The sequence below is a fragment of the Achromobacter sp. KK8 genome, assembly GCF_054188005.1.
Genome location: NZ_CM135178.1, coordinates 5,673,444 through 5,694,013, shown reverse-complemented (window position 1 = coordinate 5,694,013; position 20,570 = coordinate 5,673,444). Strand labels below are relative to the sequence as shown.

Sequence of the window (20,570 nt, the reverse complement as noted above, 5' to 3'; positions counted from 1 at the left end):
CCCCGCCGCTCTAAACAGAAACGGCTTCGACGGGATGATTCATGGACCTGGACTGGCAGCAACAGTTGTGGGAAAGCGCGTGGTGGATGGCGCGCGCATTCGGCATCAGCGCCATCGCGCTGGCGCTGGTCGCGTGGGCGCTGTCGCGCTGGACCGATTGGGGACGCAAGTTCTGGCGCCTGGCCTGGCCCTACCTGACGCCGCGGCGCAGCTGGCGGCCGCTGCTGACGCTGGCCGCGCTGCTGTTCCTGGCGATGTTCTCGGTCCGCATGACCGTGCTGTTCTCGTTCTGGTACAACGGCTTCTACAGCGCATTGCAGGCGCTCGACCCGAGCGCGTTCTGGCGCTTGCTGGGCATTTTCTCGATCCTGGCCACGGTGCACGTGGTGCGCGCGCTGATCGACAGCTACGCCGGCCAGGCCTTCGACATCCATTGGCGCGTCTGGCTCAACGATCGGCTGACGGGCGATTGGCTGGACGCGCGCGCCTACTATCGCGGCCATTTCATCGAAGAACCGGTGGACAACCCCGACCAGCGCATCGAGCAGGACATCGCGGCGTTCGTGACCGGCTCGCGCACGCTGGCGATCGGCGCCCTCAGCGCCGTGGTGTCGCTGGTGGCGTTCACCGCGATCCTGTGGAACCTGTCCGGCGCGCTGGACGTGGCGGGGGTGGAGATCCCGCGCGCCATGGTGTTCATGGTGTACCTGTACGTCATCGTGGCCACGCTGTTCGCCTTTCGCATCGGCCGGCCGCTGATCCGCCTGAACTTCCTGTCCGAACGGCTGACCGCCAACTTCCGCTACGCGCTGCTGCGACTGCGCGAGAACGCCGAGAACGTGGCCTTCTACCAGGGCGAGGCGGTCGAGCGTGCGGCGCTCTGGACGCGCTTTTCGGCCTACATCGCCAACCTGTGGGCGCGCGTGTACCGGGGTTTGAAGTTCGACGGCTTCAACCTGGTCGTGAGCCAGGTGGCGGTGGTGTTTCCGTTCCTGCTGCAGGCGCAGCGCTTTTTCAGCGGCGCGATCAAGCTGGGCGACGTGATGCAGACCTCGCAGGCGTTCGGCCAGGTGCAGGATTCGCTGTCGTTCTTTCGCACCTCGTACGACGCGTTCGCGCAGTACCGCGCCACCCTCAACCGCCTGGCCGGCTTCCTCGATGCCAACGCGGCGGCGCGCGCGCTGCCGGCGATCGAGGCGCAGCCGCTGCCGGACGCGCTGCAGATCACCGGACTGGACGTGTCGCGTCCCGATGGCCGGGCGTTGCTGGGGAGCCTGGATCTTTCGCTGCGTCCGGGGCAGGCGCTGCTGATCAAGGGGCCGTCCGGCAGCGGCAAGACCACCTTGCTGCGCGCCCTGGCGGGCCTGTGGCCCCATGCGCGCGGAACGGTGCGGCGGCCGCAGGGCGCGGCGGCGCTGTTCCTGTCGCAGCGTCCCTATCTGCCGCTGGGCAAGCTGCGCGATGCCCTGGCCTATCCCGGGCATGCGCGGCCGGGGGACGATGCGCGCCTTGCGTTGGCACTGCGCGCGGTGAACCTGGGGCACCTGGCCGGCCGGCTGGATCACGAGGCCGACTGGTCGCGCATCCTCTCGATCGGCGAACAGCAGCGCGTGGCATTCGCCCGCGTGCTGTTCAACCGGCCGGCCATCGTGTTTCTGGACGAGGCCACCTCGGCCACCGACGAAGGGCTGGAACACATGCTGTACGGCTTGCTGCGCGAGCAACTGCCCGGCGCCATGCTGGTCAGCGTCGGCCATCGCAGCACGCTCGATGCGTTCCATACCCACCGGCTGGATCTGGATGGCAAAGGCGGCTGGAACACCGGCTCGCTGGCCGCGGGGCCCGTGCCGGCGTTGGCGTGTGCGGCGGCCTAGTGCGCTGTCCCGCAGATACGCCCGGCGCCTGTCAGGTGCCCACCCGCAGCGGACCGGTCAGCTTGCGCAGCGCCGCGATCACGCTCTGCGCGGTGATGCGGCCGGTCTTGGGATTGGCCGACGGGATGTTCTGGATTTCCATCGAGAACGAGGCGGAATCGGACACCACTTCGACGCGGTGCACGTTGCGTTCCAACGACGGGTCGGCCCAGATCTCCAGCGTGGTGCGGTCCGGGCCGATGCCGGCCAGCGACACGCTCACGGCCACGTTCAGGTTGGCCGGGAAACCCACCGCCGCTTCGCGCGGCGAGCCGCGGAAGATCAGGCGCGGTTCGGTGATGCCGTCGATGTCGATGTTGTTGTCGGTCAGGTAGGGCGCGCCCAGCAGGCCGCGCACCGGCTTGCGCGTGATCATCGTGACCGAGTGGATCTCGCCCTCGGCCGCGGCGGTGATGGCGTCCATCCCCAGGATGGCGCCGGACGGCACCAGGATCTGGCCCTGGTGGCGCCGCGCCAGTTCGATCAGGTCGTCGTGGCGCAGCAGCGCGCCGGAACTCAGCACCACCAGCTTCTTGCCGGCCTTGAGCACCGGCTCGGCCAGTTCGCGGAACACGGCGGCGGGAGCGCATTCGACCACCACGTCGCAATGCCCGGCCAGTTCGCCGATGGTGGTGAAAACCGGCGTGGCGTTCTGCCAGGCCACCGCGGGCGCGGCCTTGGGATCGCGCACCGCCACGGCGGCCAGGGTCAGGCCGGGCAGGCCGGCGTCCAGGGATTGCGCCACGGCCTGGCCGATGGCGCCGAAGCCGGCGATGCCGACGCGGTAGCTGTTCATGGAGTTTTCCGGAAGGTGGGGCGCGGCGCGCCGCGCAAGCTTGGAAGCCGGCCGGCGGCAGCTGATCCGGCCAGGGTCGGCGGTCACTGTAGCGATGGCCCGGGCAGGCGTCAATCGGATGCCGGTGGCGCGGGCCGCGCGGCGTACACTCGCCCTTCGTGTCCCACCATCACCAGGAGCAGGGCCATGCGGATTTCCGCTGAAACCCCCGACGAGATCGCGGCCATCTTCGCCTTGACCCAGGAGGCCTTTCGCGACCACCCGCACAGCCAGCATACCGAGGGCTACATCATCGACGCCCTGCGCGCGGCCGGCGCGTTGACGCTGTCGCTGGTGGCGCATGAAGCGGGCATGGCGGTGGGGCACGCGGCCTTTTCGCCGGTCGCCATCGGCGACGGCGCGGCCGGCTGGTACGGGTTGGGGCCGGTGGCGGTGCTGCCGGCCATGCAGGGCCGTGGCATCGGCGCGGCGTTGATCGAGGCGGGCCTGGCCGAGCTCGAAGCGCGCGGCGCGGCCGGCTGCGTGGTGCTGGGCGAGCCGGCGTACTACACGCGCTTCGGCTTTGCGCGGATGCCGGCGCTGACCTATCCCGGCGTGCCGCCGGAGTACTTCATGGCGCGGGTTTTCACGCGCCAGGCGGCCGGCGAAGTGGCGTATCACGCGGCGTTCGCGGCCACCGGGCCGGTCGCCGCGGGCTGAGCCCGCCAGCGCGTCGCGGCGTGGCGGCCGCCGCTCCGGCCGGCAGGTTCAGGCCAATCCGCCCGGCGGCGTGAACTCGGGCCCGGTGTAATCGTGCGCGACCTCGATCTCGCCGCGCGCCAGCCGCGCCGACCACTCGTCCAGCAGGCGCCGTTCCTCCGCCGACACCTGCGCGCCCAGCACCAGCCGCAGCGCCGCGCCAGTCTCCAGGCCGAAACGCGTGACGCCGCCCACCCGCAGCGCGCCGGCGGCGTGATCGGCGGCGGCGCGTTCCACGCACAACCCCGAATCCGCCAGTGCCGACGCCAGGTACACGGCCGGATCGCGTGCCACCCAGTCGAGCACATTGCCGATCTGCCACAGGCGGTGGCGGCGGCAGGCGCGCGTGATGCCCTCGCGGCCTCCATCCATCATCGCGAACACCACGCCGGCGCCCGCGGCGGCCAGCGCATCGGTCCAGGTCTCGGCCAGGGCGGGTTCGTGCTGATTGCCGCAGAAACCCGTCAGCGGATCCTGCCCGCGCACGCGCCGCACGCCATCGGCATAAGCGGCGCGGCCCTTCAGGCCGGGCCGCACGCGCTCTCCCGACAGGTGCGCGGCGCCGCCGCGCGCGCCGGCCAGCACGCCGGCCAGGAAAGCGCTGTGCTCTTGCAGGATTTCGTACGACGCGACGTTGCTGCCGTGATGGCTGCCCTGGGTGATGGCGAACTGGATGCGCGGAAAACGCGGCGCCACCCGCGCCACCGGCGCGTCGCCCTGGCCGCCATGCACGATGACCAAGTCGGGCGCCGTGGCGCACAGCGCCGCCAAGCGCTCGGCGCGCACGGCGGGATCGTTGGCGGCGATCCACTCCAGCGCAAGCGCATGGCCCGCGCGCGCGGCGCGGGCGGCGCCCTCGACAGCGGCCTCGTTGAAGCCGCCGCGACCCGGCTGGCCGAACAGCACCAGCAGTCGGCGCGCGCTCACAGGCTGGCTCCGGTGGCCCTTACCACCGGCTCCCAGTCCTCGGCCTGGCGCCGCACGAAGTCGGTGAATTCGCTGGACGATTTATGCGCCAGCACGAAACCCTGGCCTTCCAGCTTGGCGCGGATCTCCGGCGTTTGCAGCACTTGCGCCAGCGCCGCGTGCAGGCGTTCGCTGACGCCGTCGGGCAGGCCCGCCGGACCGGACAGGCCGACGAAATTCTCGGCCACCAGGCCCGGATAGCCCAGTTCTCCCACCGCGGGAATCCCGGGCGCCTGCGGCACGCGCTGCTGCGTGGTCACCGCCAGCAGCCGCAGTTGGCCGTTGCGCAGGAACGGCAGGTTCTGCGGCAGGGCGTCGACCGCCATGCGGATCTGTCCGCCCAGCAGGTCGTTGCGCATCGCGCCCGAGCCTTTGTAGGGAATGTGCTCGAGCCGCGCGCCGGTCTGGCGCGCATACAGTTCACCGACGATCTGCCCTACCGAGGCCAGGCCGCCGCTGCCGTACTGCACCGGCGCGGGCTGCGCCTTGATCCACTCGGTCAACTGCGCGAACGTCTCGACCGGCACCGAGGGATGCACCACGAAGGCCGTTGGCACCGCGCCGATATAGGCCACGTGGCGGAAGCTGGCCAGCGGATCGTATTGGTGCCGCGGCATGAGCGCGGGCGAGATCGACAGCGGCGCCGAGTTCGACATCAGCAGGGTGTAGCCATCGGCGGCAGCCTGCGCCACTTGCGTCGCGCCGATGGTGGAGCCGGCGCCAGGTCGGTTGTCGATGACGATGGACTGGCCCAGCAGGTCGCCCAGCGCGGGCGCGATGACGCGCGCGGCGATATCGCTGGCGCCGCCCGGCGGAAAGGTCACCACCAGGCGGATGGGCCGGTCGGGCCAGTTGGCGGCGCGCGCCCGGCGCGGCCGCGCCAGGGGCAGGGCCAGCGTGCTGGCAAGCAGGAATCGGCGGCGGGAGATCGGCATGGCGGGTCGGCGCTTTGGTGGCAAAGGGCCGTACTGTAGGAAACCGCGCCGCGTCCCACAAAGACTTTGTGGCGGTTTGCTTATGCCCACCGCGGGGCGCGGCGCGCATTGCGCGCGCCGCCTGCGTGCGCCGCCGGCTGCGTGCCGGCGGCACGTGCTCAGCTGCCTTTCTTGGCCTTGGCCATGTAGTCCACCGTCAGGTTCGACAGCGCCCGCACGCCGTTGATCAGCCCCGACTCGTCCACGTAGAAGCGCGGCGAATGGTTGGGCGCGGCGGTCTCGGGATTGACGTCCTTGGGCGTGACGCCCAGATAGAAGAACATGCCCGGCACCTTCTCCTGGTAGAACGAGAAGTCCTCCGACGCCGTCGACTTGGGCTGCAGGCCGTAGTTGCCTTCGCCCGCCACGCGCCGCAGCGTCGCGCCCATTTCCTCGGTCAGGCCTGGGTTGTTGACGGTGGCGTTGTACAGCTCCACCACGCGCACGTCGGCCTTGGCCCCGGCGCTTTGCGCGATCTGCGTGGCGGTGCGTTCGATGCGCTGGTGGATGTCCTTCTTCATGCCTTCGTCATACGTGCGGATGGTGCCCGTCATGGCGACGCTGTCCGGCACGATGTTCATGCGGTTGCCGCCGTGGATCGCGCCCACGGTGATGACGGCCGGCTCCAGCATGCTGTTGATCTGGCGGCTGGGAATGGTCTGCAGGCCCAGGATGATCTGCGAACTGACCACGATCGGGTCGATGCCCGACCACGGCCGCGCGCCATGCGTCTGCTTGCCGGTCACGTCGATCCAGAACTGGTCGGCCGCGGCCATCGCCGGGCCGCTGCGCCACGACAGCTTGCCCACCGGATAGCTGCTGGACACGTGCAGGCCGAAGATCGCGTCGACCTTGGGATTGTCCAGCACGCCTTCCTGCACCATCATCTTGGCGCCCCAGATCTTCTTGCCGTCCGGCTCGAAGTCGGCCGGGCTTTCCTCGGCCGGCTGGAAGATGAACTTGACGCTGCCGGGCAATTGGTCCTTCATGCCGGCAAGCACTTCGGCGGTGGCCATCAGGATGGCGGTGTGGGCGTCATGGCCGCAGGCGTGCATCACGTCCACTTCCTTGCCCAGGTAGGTGCCCTTGGCCTTGGAGGCGAACGGCACGTCCACCTGTTCCTTCACCGGCAGCGCGTCCATGTCGGCGCGCAGCGCCACCACCGGGCCGGGCTTGCCGCCCTTGAGCAGCGCCACCACGCCGGTGCCGGCCACGCCGGTCTTCACTTCCATGCCGAGCGCGCGCAGATGGTCGGCCACCAGCTTGGACGTGCGCGTTTCCTGGTTGCCCAGTTCGGGGTGCTGGTGGATGTCGCGGCGCCAGGCGATGAGCTTGTCTTCGATGGCCTTGGCGCGCTGGTCGATCTGCGTGGCCAGTTCGGGGGCGGGCGCGGGCGCCAGCGGCCCCTGCGTGCCGGGCGCGCTTTGCGCGGCGGCCGGGCCGCTGAACGCCAGGTGCGCGGCCAGCGCCAGCGGGGCCAGCCGGAACAGGATCTTGCGGTGTTGCATGGCATGTCTCCTCTTGGTTGTTAACCTGTTATTGGGCTGAGATATTACCGGAGCGCACCCGCGATGGCGCGCTTGTTACGCCTGCTTAAAAACGCGGGTGTTTGATTCCGGGCGCTGGAATTCCGCGCCTTGGAATTGCGCGTCCCGCCCGGGTTTCGGCGGCTCGCCGCGAGGCCCGCGCAGCGTCGTCGTATCCATGCGGCGGCGGTTCGCGCGGCGGCGTCCGGCGTCGCCGCGACGATGCGCGCGCCTGTCGCCTACGCGGCCCGCAGCACCGGCCGCGCGCCGCGCGTGACCCACAACAGCAGCAGCGCCGCCAGCAGCGAGGCCACGCCGGCGCCGGCCATGGCGGCATGGAAACCGTCGGCCAATGCGTCGGCGAACAACGCCGCCACGCCATCGGGTTGCGCCGGCAGCACGTGCTGGGTGACCGCCACGCGCGCCACCGCCCGCGCATCCGCCTGGCCCAGCCGCGCCAGCGCCGCGGCCAGGTGGTCGACCGCGCGGCCGCTCATCAGCGCGCCCAGCAGCGCGATGCCGATGGTCATGCCGGTCTGGCGCAGCGCGTTCATGGTGGCCGAAGCCATGCCCGAGCGCTCGCGCGGCACCGTCGCCATCACCGCCATGCTGGTGGCCGGCACCGCCAATCCCATGCCCAGGCCCAGCAGCACCATCAACGATCCGGAAAGCGCGTAGGGCGTGTGCGCGTCGAAACTCATCATGCCCAGCATGGCCGCGCCGACCATGCCGTAGCCGGCGATCATCAGCCGCGGCAGGCCGAAGCGCGGGTTCAGGCGGCCGAACACCGTCGACACGATCCCGGTGGCCACGAATTGCGGCGCCAGTTGCCAGCCTGCCTCCAGCGGCGACAGGCCGCGCACGTGCTGCAGGTAGAGCGAGAAGAAGAACAGGCTGCTGTAGGCGCCGAATCCCATCACGAACGAGGCGAAGTTGGTGCTGGCGAAGCCGGCGTCGCGGAACAGGCCCAGCGGCAGGATGGGGCGCGCCACGGTGTGCTCGACCCACAGGAAGGCGATCAGCCCGATCGCGGCCACGGCCAGCGCGGCGATAGTGGCCGGCGCCTGCCAGCCGTGTTCGCCGGCGGTGATCAGGCCATAGGTCAGCGCGCCCAGCCAGACCACGCTCAGGGCCTGGCCGGCGGGATCGAAGGCGGCATGTTCGGGATGCGCGCTTTCCTGGATGCCCCAGGCGCCCAGCGCGATCGCCAGCGCCCCCACCGGCAGGTTGATCAGGAAGATGCTCTGCCAACTGAAGTGCGCCACCAGCAGGCCGCCCAGCATGGGTCCCACGATCAGCGAGATGGCATTGCACGAGGCCCACAGGCCGATGGCGCGGGCGCGCTCGGCGGGGTCGGGAAAGGCCTGGGTCAGCAGCGACATCGCGCCCGGTATCAGCAGTGCGCCGGCCACGCCCTGCACCGCGCGGCCCGCCAGCAGCAGCGGCAGGTTGTCGGCCAGCCCGCAGAACGCCGAGCCGATCGTGAACAGCACCACGCCCGCCAGCCACGAACGCTTGCGGCCATAGCGGTCGCCCAGCGGCCCGGCCGACAGCATGAACGCCGACAGGAACAGCGCGTAGGCGTCCACCACCCATTGCAGGCCGGCCATGTCGATGCGCAGCGCCGCCTGCATGGTGGGCAGGGCGACGTTGACGATGCTGATGTCCAGGATGGTGATGAAACTGCCCAGGTTGACGGCGAACACCAGGGCGCGGCGGCGGGAGGCAAGCATGCGGAAGGGCCGTGAAGGGGATGGAAAATCGTATTCTAGTAATCGACTGACCGTCGGTCAATAAATAAAAAGACGCATTCCCGATTGTTCCCGGACCGCGCGCCAGGCGCGTCCTCTACACTGGAGATCGTTGAAAATGAAAGGATTCCCGCCCGCGATGGCCTCCGCTTCCGCCAAGTCCGCCGCCAGGACGCCCACGTCCGCCGAGCCCGCGCCGCGCACCAAACCCGCGCCGGTGCGCCTGGACGAATTGATGGCGGCCGCCGAAGACCTGTTCGTGCGCCAGGGCGTCGAAGCCACCACCATCGACCAGATCGTGGCGCGGGCCGGCGTGGCCAAGGGCACCTTCTATCACTACTTTTCGTCCAAGGCGGATGTGCTGGCGGCGCTGCGCGCCAAGTTCTCGCAGGGGTTCCTGGACCGCATCGACGCGGCCATGGCGGCCTGTGCGCCGGACGACGGCGTGGCGCGGCTGCGGGCCTGGACGCGCGCCGGCGTGCACGCCTATTTCGACGGCTATGCCTTGCACGACGTTGTGTTTCACGACGTCAACCACCCGCATCGCGGCGCCGCCGAGCGCGCGGCGGTGCTGGCGCAGGCCGAGGCCATGTTGCGCGCCGGCCAGCAATCCGGCTGCTGGCGGCTGACGCAGCCGGGGTTGACCGCGATCCTGCTGTACCACGGCATGCATGGCGCGGTCGATGACGCCATCGCGCGCGGCGCGGCCGACGCCGACGCGCTGGCCGCCAGCCTGATCCCCCCGTTTCTGCGGCTGGTGGGCGCGCCTACTGCAGCTTGATCCCCAGTTCCTTGATCAACGGCCCCATCTCGGCGCGATCGGCGGCGATGGTGTCGGCCAGCTCCCGCGCGCTGCCGCCGATCGGAATCATGCCCAGCGTTTCCATCTGCGCCTTCATCGCGGGTTCCTTGAGGATGTCCGCCACCGATTGCTGGATCCGCGCCACGCGCTCGGCCGGCACGCCGGCTGGCGCCATCAGGCCGATCCACGGCTGCGGCGCATAGTCGCCCATGCCCGATTCGCGCAGGGTCGGCGTGTCGGGCAGGCCGGCGAAGCGGGTCGGGCTGGTGATGGCCAGCGCGCGCAGGCGGCCGCTGTCGATCAGGCCCTTGGAGCTTGAAGGCGCGTCCAGCCCCACGTCGAGTTGTCCGCCGATCAGGTCGTTCTGCGTCTTGCCGGACGAGGACGACGGGATATACAACGCCTTGATGCCGGCGCGCCGCGCGGTCTGTTCCCACACCAGGTGGAAGGCCGTGCCGATGGAGAACGAGCCCACCGCCAGGCTGCGCGTCTTGCTCTCGCGCACGAAATCCTGCCAGGTCCTGATCGGGCTGTCGCTGGGCACGATGAAGATGAACGGCGTGCGCGCCACCAGCGCCACCGGCTGCAGGTCTTTCTGCGGATCGAACGGCAGGCTGTCGACCGCGAACGGCACGATGGTCACCGACGACGCCACCACCATGCCCAGCGTGTAGCCGTCGGGCGCCGACTTCACCAGCGCGCCGGTGCTGATGATGCCCGACGCGCCCGGCTTGTTCTCCACCACCACCGGCTGGCCCCAGGCGGTGGACAGCTTGCTGGCGAGCACGCGCAGCATCACGTCCACCGGGCCGCCTGGCGGGTTGGAAACGATGATCTTGACCGGCTTGTCCGGATAGGCCGCGCCGGCGGCCGCGGGCAGCAGCAGGGCGAGCGCGAAGGCGAGTTGCTTGAGCATTGGTATTCCCCTTGTCGGTGTTGGATGCGCCGGGTCTTGCGCCCGGCGTCCGGCTTCAGGCCAGGACTTGCAGGTGCGGCGCGGGCGCCCAGTCGGGCGCCTCGCCGCGGATGAATGCGATCCAGGCGCGTTGCGTCGCCCGGGCCAGCGTGGCGGCCTGCGTGGGCGGCAGGCCGCGCAGCATGGGCGCGGCGGCAAAGGCCGCGAGCGTGTCGAAGACGAACGGCAGCTCGATGCAATGGCAGGCCCGGAAGCGAGGCGTGGGCGCCACGTCGAAGCGCGCCAGCCAGGCCTGGCGGCCCTGCGCGGCGGCATCCGCGGCCCATTGCCGCGAGGGCGCGCCGAACACGGCTTCGCTGGCCAGCGCGCAGTCGGGGCCGTCGCCGTCCGGGAAGGCCGCCATTTCGTCGCGGGTGTAGCTGACCAGCACGTCCGCGCGGCCGGCCGCCGATTTCAAGGCGGGCGCGATGTCGGCGGGCAGCACCTGGCCGTCCAGCACCGGCCCGAACAGGCTGCGGCGGCTGCCTTCGGCCTCGAGGGCGGCAATCACCTGGGGCGCCCGCTGCGCGCTCAGCAGGCGCTCGACCGGCAGGGCGCGGGCCTGTTCAAGATCGCCGGCGCCGGCGGCGTCCAGAAACACCTGCCCCAATGCCGCGGCCTGCGCGCTGCTGCGAAAGCCGCGGCCAAGCGCCGCGCTTTGCAGGATGGCGCGGCCAAAGCGCGGGCGCCGCGCCAGCATGGCGCAGATCGACGACGCGCCGGCCGACTGGCCCATCAGCGTGACGCGGGCGGGGTCGCCGCCCAGGTCCTGGATGTTGCCGAGCACCCAGTCGATGGCGCATTCCTGGTCCAGCAGTCCCACGTTGGCGGTCTGGCCGGGCACGTGCAGCCAGCCCAGCGCGGCCAGCCGGTAGTTCACCGCCACCACCACCAGGTCGCCGCGCGCCGCCAGGGCGGCGCCGTCATACCAGTCGAGCGCGCCGCCACCGCTTTGCCAGGCGCCGCCATGCAGCCACACCACTACCGGCCGGCGGCGCTCATCGGCGGCGGGCGTCCACACCGTCAGGTGCAGGCAGTCTTCGGCCTGCGGCGCCTCGAAGTCACCCATGGCGCCGCGCAGGCGCGACGGCAGTTGCGGCGCCACGCTGCCCGGGTGGGTGGCGTCGCGCGGACCTTGCCAGCGGGCCGGCTCGGGCGGCGCGAAGCGCAGCGCTCCGACGGGCGGCTCGGCGTAGGGAATGGCGCTGAAGCGGCACACGCCGCCGTCGCGCAAACCGGTCAACATGCCGGCGCGCAGCCGGGCCTGGACGGTGTCAGTCATGTGGTCTTGCCCCTTGTCGTCATGGTCTCTGGCGGGCGGCGTGCAGGGCCGCCGTCCGCTCGGGACTATGGTAGGGACGAAAGGGGCCGGGCGGGCATGCCGGTTTCGAACCGGGTCATGCGCAACCCGCATGGCCGGGCCGCGGGCGCGGACCGGCCCATTCGGACCGGCCTACTGGACCGGCCTACTTCAGGATGCGCGCATCCATGCTGTTGTCGGCCAGCGCCTGGGCCTGCGCCTGGCTCATGCCCAGGTGCTCGTAGAGCGCGTGGAAATTCTCGGTGACGTAGCCGCCGAAATAGGCCGGATCGTCGGAGTTGACCGTGACCTTCACGCCAGCGTCCAGCAGCGACAGGATGTTGTGCTGCGACATGTGTTCGAACACGCGCAGGCGGGTGTTCGACAGCGGACACACGGTCAGCGGGATCTGTTCGTCGATCAGGCGCGCCATCAGGCGCGGGTCCTCGGCGGCGCGCACGCCATGGTCGATGCGCAGCACCTTCAACAGGTCCAGCGCCTCCCAGATGTATTCGGGCGGGCCTTCCTCGCCGGCATGGGCCACGGCCGGCAGGCCCTCGGCGCGGGCGCGGTCGAAGACGCGTTGGAACAGGCGCGGCGGAAAGCCCTTTTCGCTGCTGTCCAGGCCCACGGCGATGAAAGCGTCGCGGTAGGGCAGCGCTTCTTCCAGCGTGCGCATGGCCTGTTCCTCGGGCAGGTGGCGCAGGAAGCTGAGGATCAGCCCGCTGCTGATGCCGAGCTTCTTGCGGCCGTCCTCCAGTGCCTGGCTGATGCCGTCCAGCACCACCTTGAACGGCACGCCGCGGTCGGTGTGGGTCTGCGGATCGAAGAAGGGCTCGGTGTGCACCACGTTCTGCTCGTGGCACTTGACCAGGTAGTCCCAGGTCAGGTCGTAGAAGTCCTGCTCGGTGCGCAGCACGTCGGCGCCGCGGTAGTACAGGTCGAGGAATTCCTGCAGGTTGCCGTAGTCATAGGCCGCGCGCAGGGCATCCATATCGGGCCACGGCAGCGCCACGCCGTTGCGGTGGGCCAGCCGGAACAGCAGCTCGGGTTCGAGCGTGCCTTCCAGATGCAGGTGCAGTTCCGCCTTGGGCAAGGTGTTGAGCCAGTCGTACATGGGCGCTCCTAAGTAGGGGTATTGATGGCCAGCGCCACGGTGTCGGCGAAGGCGCGGGCCTGGCGGGTGCTGGGACGGTCGCGGCGCCAGATGGCCGCCAGCGGCGATCTGCGCAGCGCCGGCCGTGCCGCCAGCACCAGCACTTCGCCGCGCGCCGCGCGCACCGCCGCGACGCTGCCCGGCAGCATCCACAGGTAAGGACCGACCGTGAGCATCTCGCGGCCGAATTCCAGCGACAGGGCGCCGATCATATCCGGAATCGGCAGGCCTTCGCGGTGCAGCACCATTTCCAGTTCGCCGCGGATGCGGCTGCCGGGCAGGGCGGTGATCCACGGATAGGCCACGCAGTCGGCCAGCGTGGCGTCGGCGCGGTCCGCCAGCGGATGATCGGGGGCGCATACCAGCACCACCGGGTCGTCCAGCAGGTTGGCCGAGCGGTAGATGCGCGGATCCACCGTGGACGAGAAACGGCTGATCAGCACGTCCAGCGCGCCCGCGTCCAGATCGTCGATCAGCCGCTCGTGGGTGCCGATCTCCAGCGTCAGCGTGATGCGCGGATAGGCCTGGCGAAAACGCGTGGCCGCCTGCGCCACCGGCCAGCCGGCGAACATCGAGAAACAGCCCACGGTCAGGCTGCCCTCGTCGCCGCGCGACAGCGCCGCCAGGTCGATCTCGGCCTTGCGGAACCCGGTCAGCAACTGGCGCGCGTGGCGGCACATGGCCTCGCCCAGCGGCGTGCAACTGGTGCCGCGGGCGGTGCGCTCGAACAGCCGCGCGCCCACCAGCTCCTCGATCTCGGCGATGGCGCGCGACAGGCCGGACTGCGTGCTGTGCAGCTGCGCCGCCGCCTTGGACAGGTTGCCCAGCTCGGCCACCGTCAGCACGATTTCCAGGTGCCGGGTGCGGAGTTTTCCTTTGAAGGGCGTCATGGCGGGCAGGGCAGTGGCAATGCGCCGATTATTCTCCCGCGCCGGGTCCTTGGCAACGCGGCCCTGGCGTTTCGGTATAGTTCGTCGCCAGGGAGGCGGCTGTGCGATGCGCATGATGACAAGATGGGAATCCGGGCAGCCCAGGGCCGCGCCAAGATGGCTGATGGCGGCGCTGGCGCTGGCGACGCTGGCCGGCTGCGGCGTGTCGACCGTGGACGAGGTGCGCGTGGCCTGGCCGCCGTTCAAGGACGGCACGGCGCTGGTGTTGCCGTCGGACCCCGCGCAATGTCCGGACCTGTCCGGCACCTACCGCGTCGCGGGCGAACCGCGCGCGGGCGAGGCGGCCGCCGGGGTTGGCGACCTGCGCCGTTTCCTGGCCTACACGCTGGACCTGCCGGGCCTGCCGGATACCGCGGAGCACGCCTGGCGCCCCACGCCGGCCGCCAGCGTCACCTTCAACGCGGCGCCGCAAGGCTGGCAAGTGGTGGCCGACGACGGCCAAGGGGGCCGGTTCACGGGCCTGCTGCCCCTGCGCGACGCCACGGCCGGCGTTGACCGCCCGGCCGACGGCCCGCTGGCGGCCCTGCCCGGCGTCCAGCATTTCGGCGGCTGCACCCAGGGCCGTTTCTGGATCAGTGCCCGGCGCGACTGGCGCCAGTACGAATCCATGGGCGTGTTCCGCACCGTGGCGCTGCTGCGGCCACAGGCGGGCGGGCTGCTGGTGAGCGTGCAGCGCGAGTCGCACAGCATCGGCCTGCTGCCGTGGTATTCGTCGGATGAGGTGCGGTCGCAGTATTGGTTCGGGCCGCGCCAGCCATGACGGCTGCCGCCGCCGTTCCCGCGCGCTTTGTGTCCGGACCCCTGCGCGGCCATGTGCTCGAAATGGTGCTGACCGGCTGGGCCAGCATGCTGGCCGTGTTCGCCGTGGAATTCCTGACGCTGCTGTACCTGGGCACGCTGCGTGACGAGGCCGTGCTAGCGGCGGTGGGTTTCGGCTCGATGACGCTCTTCACGATCACGTCGATATGCATCGGCGTGACCGTCGGCGGCGCGGCGCAGGTCTCGCGCGCCCTGGGCGCGGGCGATGCGCCGGGCGCGCGTCGCCTGGCGGCGGCATCGCTGGTCCTGATGGTGGCGGCCACGGTGCTGGCCGTCGCGGTGTTCCTGCTTGCGATCGGCCCGTTCACCCGGGCGATAGGGCTGGCGCCGGACGTGCGCGCATTGGTGCTCTCGTACGTGGCCATCACCGCGCCGTTTTCGGTGGTGATGGGCCTGGGCATGATGCTGTCCAACCTGTTGCGTGCCGCAGGCCACGGCCGCCAGTCGATGTGGGTGCTGCTGGCCGGAATCGCCACCGTAGCGGTCCTGGATCCCGTGGTGATCTTCGTGTTCGAAGGCGGCATGCCCGGCGTTGCCTGGGCCGGCGGCGCGGGGCGGGCGGCAACGGTGGCGCTAGGGGCGTGGCTGGTTTTCCGGCGCCATCGCCTGGTGGCGCGGCCGGCGCGGCACGACCTGCGCGCCGATCTGGCGGCGGTCGGCGGCATTGCCCTGCCCGCCGCGTTGAGCGCGCTGGCGACCCCGGCCGCGGTGGTCTTCACCGCTTCGACCTACGCGGGATTCGGCTCCAGCACCATGGCGGGCGCCACCGTGGTGGACCGGGTGCTGCAACTGTCGTATTCGCTGTTTTTCGTGTTGCCTGGCGCCATCGGACCGATCCTGGGCCAGAACCTCGGGGCAGGGCATTGGCAGCGTGTCCGGCAGACCGTGGGTTTTACCGCCAGGATGGCCCTGGCTTATGGCGCCGGCGTGGCGATCCTGCTGGCCGCGCTGGCGCCATGGATCGCTGACGCGTTCCAGGTCAGTGGCCCGGGGCGCGAGCTCGTCATGGTGTTCTGCCGCTACGCCAGCTTCATCTGGGCGCTGAACAGCATCTTCTTCGTTTCGGTCGCGGTCTTCAATAACCTGGGTTATGCCGCCTACGCGACCGCGGTCGGCTGGCTGCGCGCCACCGTCAGCACGCTGCCGTTCGTCTGGCTGGGCGCTCGCTATGGCGGCGCCGAAGGCGTGCTGTTGGGGCAGACCATCGGTTTTGGGCTGTCGAGCCTGTTGGCGCTGATGCTCTGCCTGCGCGTGTTGCGCCGACCGCCGCCGGACCTGGCGACACTGCGCCGCGCCGCCTGACGGGCACGCGGTCGCGCCGTCAGGCATCCCGCCGGCGACCGAGCCTCGCGACGGCCGCCGCCAACGGCAATGCGCCGGTTCGATTTCGGCGCCCGCTCGCGGTACGATCCGGGCTGACTTCGATTTTTCAGGATAACCATGCGACAGAATGCGCTTCGCACCCGAATCGATCCCCTGGCGCGCGCGGTGCTGGCCGCCGCGCTGAGCGTTGCCGCCCTGGGCACGGCCCAGGCCCAGTCGCCTGCTTCGGCCACCGGCACGCGCAGTCCCGGCGCGCAGCCCGCCACGTCCGGGCCGGTGCTGACGCCAAAGCGCAGCTTCGACGATCCGGCCACGCCGGCCGCCGCGCCCGCCGCCGCGCCCGTGGCGATGCCCGACGATACGCGAGCCGCCCCGCCGACGAACGCGCACGCACCGGCCCCGGCGGCTGCTCCCGCCGCCGCCCCGGCCGCCGCGCCTCCCGTGGCGCCTGCCGTGGCGCCGGCCCAGGTTCCCGCCGCGACCGCCACGCCGGCCGCGCCCACGGTCATCATCCCGACCGAACTCGACACCAAGGCGTGTATCGCCAAGCTGCGCAAGGGCGCCACCGCCAACGGCCTGACCGTGGCCGACTGGGACAAGTACACCGCCAAGGCCAAGCTGCTGCCCACCACCGTGGCATCCGCCCAGGGCCAGCCCGAGGGCCGTGAAAGCTGGTGGGACTACATCGCCAAGACGGTCGACGAAGAACGCGTCAGCGACGGCCGCGCCGTGCTCGCCAAGTACGGCAAGCAATTGGGCGACATCAGCCAGCAGTACCAGGTGGACCCGGCCACGCTGGTCGCCATTTTCGGCATCGAGACCAACTACGGCCGCCAGGTCGGCAAGACCGACGTGCTCAATGCCTGGCTGACCCGCGCCTGCACCGAGAACAAGACACTGTGGGAAAAGAACGCCTACGCCTCCGTGCGCCTGCTGCGCGACGGCGTGGTGCCGGCCGACAACTTCGTCGGCTCCTGGAGCGGCGCCTTCGGCATGACGCAGTTCATCCCCACCTCGTTCTACGAGCTGGCGGCGGACGGCGACGGCGACGGCAAGATCGACCTGTACAACTCGCTGCCCGACGCCCTGGCCTCGACCGCCAACCACCTGCGCAAGCGCCGCGCCAAATGGACCCACGGCCTGCCGGCGGTGGTGGAGGTGCGCGTGCCGGCCGACGTGGCCGCCGCCATCCCGCCCGCGCCCGACGCCGAGTACGTCGGCTCGCAGGACCGCCGCAGCATCGCGCAGTGGGCCCAGGCCGGCCTCAAGCAGGGCGACGGCTCGGCGCTCAAGCTGGCCGCCGGCAACGACCAGCAGGCCTACCTGTTCGCCCCCACCGGCGCCAAGGGCCCGGTGTTCCTGGCCACCGTCAATTTCGACGCGATCCTGCACTACAACCAGTCGCGCCGCTATGGGCTGGCGGTGGCGTTGCTGCTGAACCGCCTGCAGGGCGGCCCGGCGCTGGCCACGGCCTGGCCGACGGACGACCCCGGCCTGTCGCGCGCGCAGATCAAGGAAGTGCAGGAGATGCTCAACGCCCGCGGCTATGACGTCGGCACCGCCGACGGCATCCCCGGCGCCAAGACCCGCGACGCGGTGCGCGCCGAGCAGGAAAAGCGCAACCTGCCGCAGGACGGCCGCGTCGGCAAGCGCATCTACGACGCGCTCAAGGCCAAATGAGCGCCGCCGATCCCGCGCAAGCTGTCGACGGCGGCGGGGCCGTGGTCTCGGGCACCCAGGGCTACGGCGAAAACGCCGCGGCCCTGGCCGAGCAGTATGAGAGCATCGCCTTCGCCGACGTCCACCGCGACGTGGCGCACCTGATCCCGGCGACGCCGTCGCGCATCGCCGACATCGGCGCCGGCTCGGGCCGCGATGCCGCCGCGCTGGCCCGCATGGGCCACCAGGTGGTGGCGGCCGAGCCCACGCCCGAGCTGCGGCGCGAGGGCCAGCGCCGCCACGCGCTGCCCAACCTGGAATGGGTCGATGACGCCTTGCCCGAACTTGCGGGCCTGCAAGGGCGCGAATTCGACGTCATCATGCTGACCGCCGTCTGGATGCACCTGGACGCGCACGAGCGCGCCCGCGGCATGGCGGCGCTGGCGGCCCTGCTGGCGCCCGGCGGCCAGATCCTGATGTCGCTGCGCCACGGCCCGGTGCCGCCCGGCCGCCGCATGTTCGACGTGTCGGCCGAGGAGACCATCGCGCTGGCGGCCGGGCATGGCCTGTCGGCGCATCACCTCGTCAGGCGCGAAGACATGCTGGACCGCGCCGACGTGCACTGGAGCTTCCTGGGCCTGAAGCGCGGCTAGCGGGGAAGGCCCGCCCAGGCCGCCGCGCCGGCGCGACCGGAACCCGCCGCGATTGCCGCGCTTTGCGCCGCGTACCGCGACGCCAGCGGTGTGTCCACGGTGCGAAAGTGCGATGGCATGCAGGGGCGGGCATGGATATGATGCAAGGCACCGTGTGTGTCCATGCTTCGAGATCATGCCGTCCGCCCTGCTGCCCGAATCCTTCGTCACCCGGCGCCTGCGCGCCGAGCGCATGTCGTCGACCCATTTGCCCTTCATCACCGCGATGCACGCCGACGCTGCCCTGATGGCCTCCATGGGCGGCACCCGCGACGCCACGGCCAGCCGGCGCTACGTCGAGCACAACATGCTGCATTGGGCCGAACATGGCTATGGCATGTATGTGCTGAGCGAGCGCGACAGCGGCGCACTGGCCGGCCGAGCCGGCCTCAAGCTGGCGCTGTCGGGCAAGATCGAGCGGGTCGAGATCGCCTACGCGTTCCTGCCCACCTGTTGGGGCCGGGGCTACGCCTCGGAAATCACCCGCGCCCTGCTGGTGCTGGGATTCGAACGCCTGCCGGTGGACGCGCTGAGCGCCGTGGCCATACAGGCCAACGCCGCGTCGCTGCGCGTCATGGAAAAATGCGGGATGCGCTGGATCGAGACCACCGGCGAAGGGGAGGCGCGCAAGCTGCGCTACGAGATCCGGCGCCAGCAATGGCGGGCGCTGGCGGACGAAGCGGCGCCGATCGGCGCTAACATGCGGCCATGAGTCCCGCGAATACCCCCGATACCCCGAACACCACTCCGCCCGTCGACGACGATCCGCCGCCCGTCCCGCCGGAGGCCCCGGCGCCCGAGGAATGCTGCAACAGCGGCTGTATCCCCTGCGTCTACGATACCTACAACGAAGCCATGGACGAATACCGCGCCGCGCTCAAGGCGTGGCGGGCTCGGCATGGCGAGGCGGGGTAGGGGGCGGGCAACCGCCGTTTGGGCGCGGCTTTGCCGTACCGCGAGATTCAACGATTGCCCGGCGATGAATCCGGCGTTGGCCACTGCCGAGCCGCATGCAGCACACGCAGCATGCGCACCAGATCGTTCGTCACGTCGTAGATCAATAGATAGTTCGGGTGCGCCACCAGCTCCCGGGTGCCAGCGACACGGCCCGGACGACCCAGGCCGGGATGATCGGCCAGGCGTCCCGCCTGCTGTTCAAGCAGCTCATCAAGCGTCAGCGCCGCAACGGGGCTGTCGGCCTCGATGAAATCGTAGATCGCTTCCCGGTCCTGGATCGCTTCGGGCGTCCAGCGCAATGCCCTCACTTGGGTGTTGCAAGCCGGCGACGGGTCGCGGCGCGACGGGCCGCGAATTTGGTTTCGACCTCGGCGGCCGGCGCCAGGCGGCCGGCGTTGGCGGAATCCAGGCCCGCTTGCACCTGGCGGCGGAACCAGGCGTCATGCTGGGCGGCTTCCTGTTGTTGCTGCACGTACTCCCGCATGAAGTCACGCAGAAGCTGCGCGCCGGTGCGGTCTCGGGCCTTGGCGGCCATGGCGAACTCGTTTTTCAAGGCTTCATCCACTCGAAAGGTAAAGGTAGCGTCGCTCATGGTGCGGTTCTCATGTGTTACACGATAAGTGCAGCGTAGCACACCGTGCCCATGGCGCTTGTGTGGAGCATTCTCCACTCCTGCGGGAAAGGCAATCTGGTAAGCCGTCAGTCGAGTGATATATCCAGCACGCCCATCGGACCGGTGTCCGTGCGGCCTTACCCGCGTCGGAGTCCTCTCGCCGGCTAGTAAGGATGATCGCGGCCCAGGGCGGGCGCAGGGCTTCCTGGTGGCGCTCCGGGGGCGTGACCCTGACGTCCGCCTCAGCCCGCCAGCTTCATATGGATGATCGGCCGCGGCCGCCCCGCGTCGTCGGTTTCCGAACGGCCCACGTCCTCGAAGCCATAGTGCTTGTAGAAGCCATGCGCCTGCGGGTTCTGCTCGTTGACGTCGACCCGCAGGCTGCCGTGCAGCGACAGCGCGAAATTCAGCAGGCGCCGCCCGGCGCCCTTGCCGCGCTTGTTGGCGTCGACGAACAGCATCTCGACCTTGTTGCCGTTCAGGCCCATGAAGCCGGCGACTTCGCCGGCATCGTCCTCACAGACCCAGACGCGCACCGACGGCAGGTGGGTGTTGAGCACCTGCGGGTACATGGCCTGGATTTCCTTTTCGGACAGGAACGTATGGGTGGCCCGTACCGAACGGAGCCAGATGTCCACCAGGGCGAGGTCGTCGCCGTGGTTGCGTTCTCGGATGTTCAT

Annotated in this window: 21 protein-coding genes; 9 read left to right on the top strand and 12 right to left on the bottom strand. The window is 70.4% G+C overall.

The genetic code is table 11. The features are described 5' to 3' along the window. Window positions 1-41: 41 nt before the first annotated feature. On the top strand, window positions 42-1,874 hold the full coding sequence (locus tag ACVN9Z_RS26210) for an ABC transporter ATP-binding protein/permease (protein WP_458212813.1): 1,833 nt from the start codon (window positions 42-44) through the stop codon (window positions 1,872-1,874). Window positions 1,875-1,905: 31 nt separating this feature from the next. On the opposite strand, the gene ACVN9Z_RS26205 is transcribed toward ACVN9Z_RS26210, so the two are convergent. Next, complete coding sequence (locus ACVN9Z_RS26205; protein ID WP_353630542.1) at window positions 1,906-2,709, bottom strand: aspartate dehydrogenase; 804 nt, start codon at window positions 2,707-2,709, stop codon at window positions 1,906-1,908. Window positions 2,710-2,895: 186 nt separating this feature from the next. On the opposite strand from ACVN9Z_RS26205, the gene ACVN9Z_RS26200 reads away from it, so the two are divergent. Further along, window positions 2,896-3,408, top strand: coding sequence for a GNAT family N-acetyltransferase (locus tag ACVN9Z_RS26200; RefSeq protein WP_024069606.1), 513 nt, complete (start codon window positions 2,896-2,898; stop codon window positions 3,406-3,408). 48 nt (window positions 3,409-3,456) lie between these two features. Here ACVN9Z_RS26200 and ACVN9Z_RS26195 read toward each other — a convergent pair whose 3' ends face one another. The 4 genes from ACVN9Z_RS26195 to ACVN9Z_RS26180 form a co-directional block, all read right to left on the bottom strand. Further along, the gene (locus tag ACVN9Z_RS26195) at window positions 3,457-4,374 is read right to left on the bottom strand and encodes a BMP family lipoprotein (protein ID WP_024069605.1); all 918 of its coding nucleotides are present in this window, start codon (window positions 4,372-4,374) and stop codon (window positions 3,457-3,459) included. Then, window positions 4,371-5,348 carry a Bug family tripartite tricarboxylate transporter substrate binding protein gene (locus tag ACVN9Z_RS26190; RefSeq protein ID WP_026383006.1) on the bottom strand — a complete coding sequence of 326 codons (978 nt, stop codon included), beginning with the start codon at window positions 5,346-5,348 and terminating at the stop codon, window positions 4,371-4,373. Before ACVN9Z_RS26190 ends, ACVN9Z_RS26195 begins: the two co-directional genes overlap by 4 nt. 158 nt (window positions 5,349-5,506) lie before the next feature. Continuing rightward, window positions 5,507-6,895, bottom strand: coding sequence for an amidohydrolase (locus ACVN9Z_RS26185; RefSeq protein WP_047991258.1), 1,389 nt, complete (start codon window positions 6,893-6,895; stop codon window positions 5,507-5,509). Between the two features lie 257 nt (window positions 6,896-7,152). Continuing rightward, on the bottom strand, window positions 7,153-8,646 hold the full coding sequence (locus ACVN9Z_RS26180) for an MFS transporter (RefSeq protein ID WP_458212812.1): 1,494 nt from the start codon (window positions 8,644-8,646) through the stop codon (window positions 7,153-7,155). Window positions 8,647-8,803: 157 nt separating this feature from the next. Here ACVN9Z_RS26180 and ACVN9Z_RS26175 point away from each other — a divergent pair, with 157 nt between their 5' ends. Beyond that, window positions 8,804-9,445 carry a TetR/AcrR family transcriptional regulator gene (locus tag ACVN9Z_RS26175; protein WP_049055648.1) on the top strand — a complete coding sequence of 214 codons (642 nt, stop codon included), beginning with the start codon at window positions 8,804-8,806 and terminating at the stop codon, window positions 9,443-9,445. Here the strand turns inward: ACVN9Z_RS26175 and ACVN9Z_RS26170 are convergent. From ACVN9Z_RS26170 to ACVN9Z_RS26155, 4 genes are all read right to left on the bottom strand, one after another. Further along, on the bottom strand, window positions 9,432-10,382 hold the full coding sequence (locus ACVN9Z_RS26170) for a Bug family tripartite tricarboxylate transporter substrate binding protein (RefSeq protein ID WP_006384921.1): 951 nt from the start codon (window positions 10,380-10,382) through the stop codon (window positions 9,432-9,434). The genes ACVN9Z_RS26175 and ACVN9Z_RS26170 overlap by 14 nt on opposite strands. Before the next feature lie 55 nt (window positions 10,383-10,437). After that, on the bottom strand, window positions 10,438-11,703 hold the full coding sequence (locus ACVN9Z_RS26165; protein ID WP_458212811.1) for a carboxylesterase/lipase family protein: 1,266 nt from the start codon (window positions 11,701-11,703) through the stop codon (window positions 10,438-10,440). Window positions 11,704-11,887: 184 nt separating this feature from the next. Continuing rightward, window positions 11,888-12,838: an adenosine deaminase gene (locus tag ACVN9Z_RS26160; protein ID WP_006396140.1), complete on the bottom strand. Its 951-nt coding sequence runs from the start codon at window positions 12,836-12,838 to the stop codon at window positions 11,888-11,890. 8 nt (window positions 12,839-12,846) lie between these two features. Next, window positions 12,847-13,767: a LysR family transcriptional regulator gene (locus ACVN9Z_RS26155; RefSeq protein ID WP_020928537.1), complete on the bottom strand. Its 921-nt coding sequence runs from the start codon at window positions 13,765-13,767 to the stop codon at window positions 12,847-12,849. 112 nt (window positions 13,768-13,879) lie between these two features. Between ACVN9Z_RS26155 and ACVN9Z_RS26150 the strand changes: the two genes are divergently transcribed. From ACVN9Z_RS26150 to ACVN9Z_RS26125, 6 genes are all read left to right on the top strand, one after another. After that, entirely contained in the window at window positions 13,880-14,587 is a 708-nt protein-coding gene (locus ACVN9Z_RS26150) for a hypothetical protein (RefSeq protein ID WP_458212810.1), read from the top strand. After that, window positions 14,584-15,948 carry an MATE family efflux transporter gene (locus ACVN9Z_RS26145; RefSeq protein WP_458212809.1) on the top strand — a complete coding sequence of 455 codons (1,365 nt, stop codon included), beginning with the start codon at window positions 14,584-14,586 and terminating at the stop codon, window positions 15,946-15,948. The genes ACVN9Z_RS26150 and ACVN9Z_RS26145 overlap by 4 nt, the downstream gene beginning before the upstream one ends. Before the next feature lie 138 nt (window positions 15,949-16,086). After that, window positions 16,087-17,649, top strand: coding sequence for a lytic murein transglycosylase (locus ACVN9Z_RS26140; RefSeq protein WP_458212808.1), 1,563 nt, complete (start codon window positions 16,087-16,089; stop codon window positions 17,647-17,649). Continuing rightward, the gene (locus tag ACVN9Z_RS26135) at window positions 17,646-18,281 is read left to right on the top strand and encodes a class I SAM-dependent methyltransferase (RefSeq protein ID WP_054482174.1); all 636 of its coding nucleotides are present in this window, start codon (window positions 17,646-17,648) and stop codon (window positions 18,279-18,281) included. The genes ACVN9Z_RS26140 and ACVN9Z_RS26135 overlap by 4 nt, the downstream gene beginning before the upstream one ends. Window positions 18,282-18,456: 175 nt before the next feature. Further along, window positions 18,457-19,032, top strand: a complete 576-nt coding sequence (locus ACVN9Z_RS26130; RefSeq protein WP_240294186.1) for a GNAT family N-acetyltransferase — start codon at window positions 18,457-18,459, stop codon at window positions 19,030-19,032. Beyond that, on the top strand, window positions 19,029-19,235 hold the full coding sequence (locus ACVN9Z_RS26125) for an oxidoreductase-like domain-containing protein (protein WP_006385007.1): 207 nt from the start codon (window positions 19,029-19,031) through the stop codon (window positions 19,233-19,235). Before ACVN9Z_RS26130 ends, ACVN9Z_RS26125 begins: the two co-directional genes overlap by 4 nt. A 47-nt stretch (window positions 19,236-19,282) precedes the next feature. Here the strand turns inward: ACVN9Z_RS26125 and ACVN9Z_RS26120 are convergent, their stop codons facing one another. From ACVN9Z_RS26120 to ACVN9Z_RS26110, 3 genes are all read right to left on the bottom strand, one after another. Then, window positions 19,283-19,585 (bottom strand): type II toxin-antitoxin system RelE/ParE family toxin, encoded by a 303-nt coding sequence (locus ACVN9Z_RS26120; RefSeq protein WP_240294185.1) that lies wholly within the window; start codon window positions 19,583-19,585, stop codon window positions 19,283-19,285. After that, window positions 19,582-19,869, bottom strand: a complete 288-nt coding sequence (locus tag ACVN9Z_RS26115; protein ID WP_054471704.1) for a CopG family ribbon-helix-helix protein — start codon at window positions 19,867-19,869, stop codon at window positions 19,582-19,584. The genes ACVN9Z_RS26120 and ACVN9Z_RS26115 overlap by 4 nt, the downstream gene beginning before the upstream one ends. Before the next feature lie 263 nt (window positions 19,870-20,132). Continuing rightward, window positions 20,133-20,570 (bottom strand): acetyltransferase, encoded by a 438-nt coding sequence (locus ACVN9Z_RS26110; RefSeq protein WP_006385010.1) that lies wholly within the window; start codon window positions 20,568-20,570, stop codon window positions 20,133-20,135.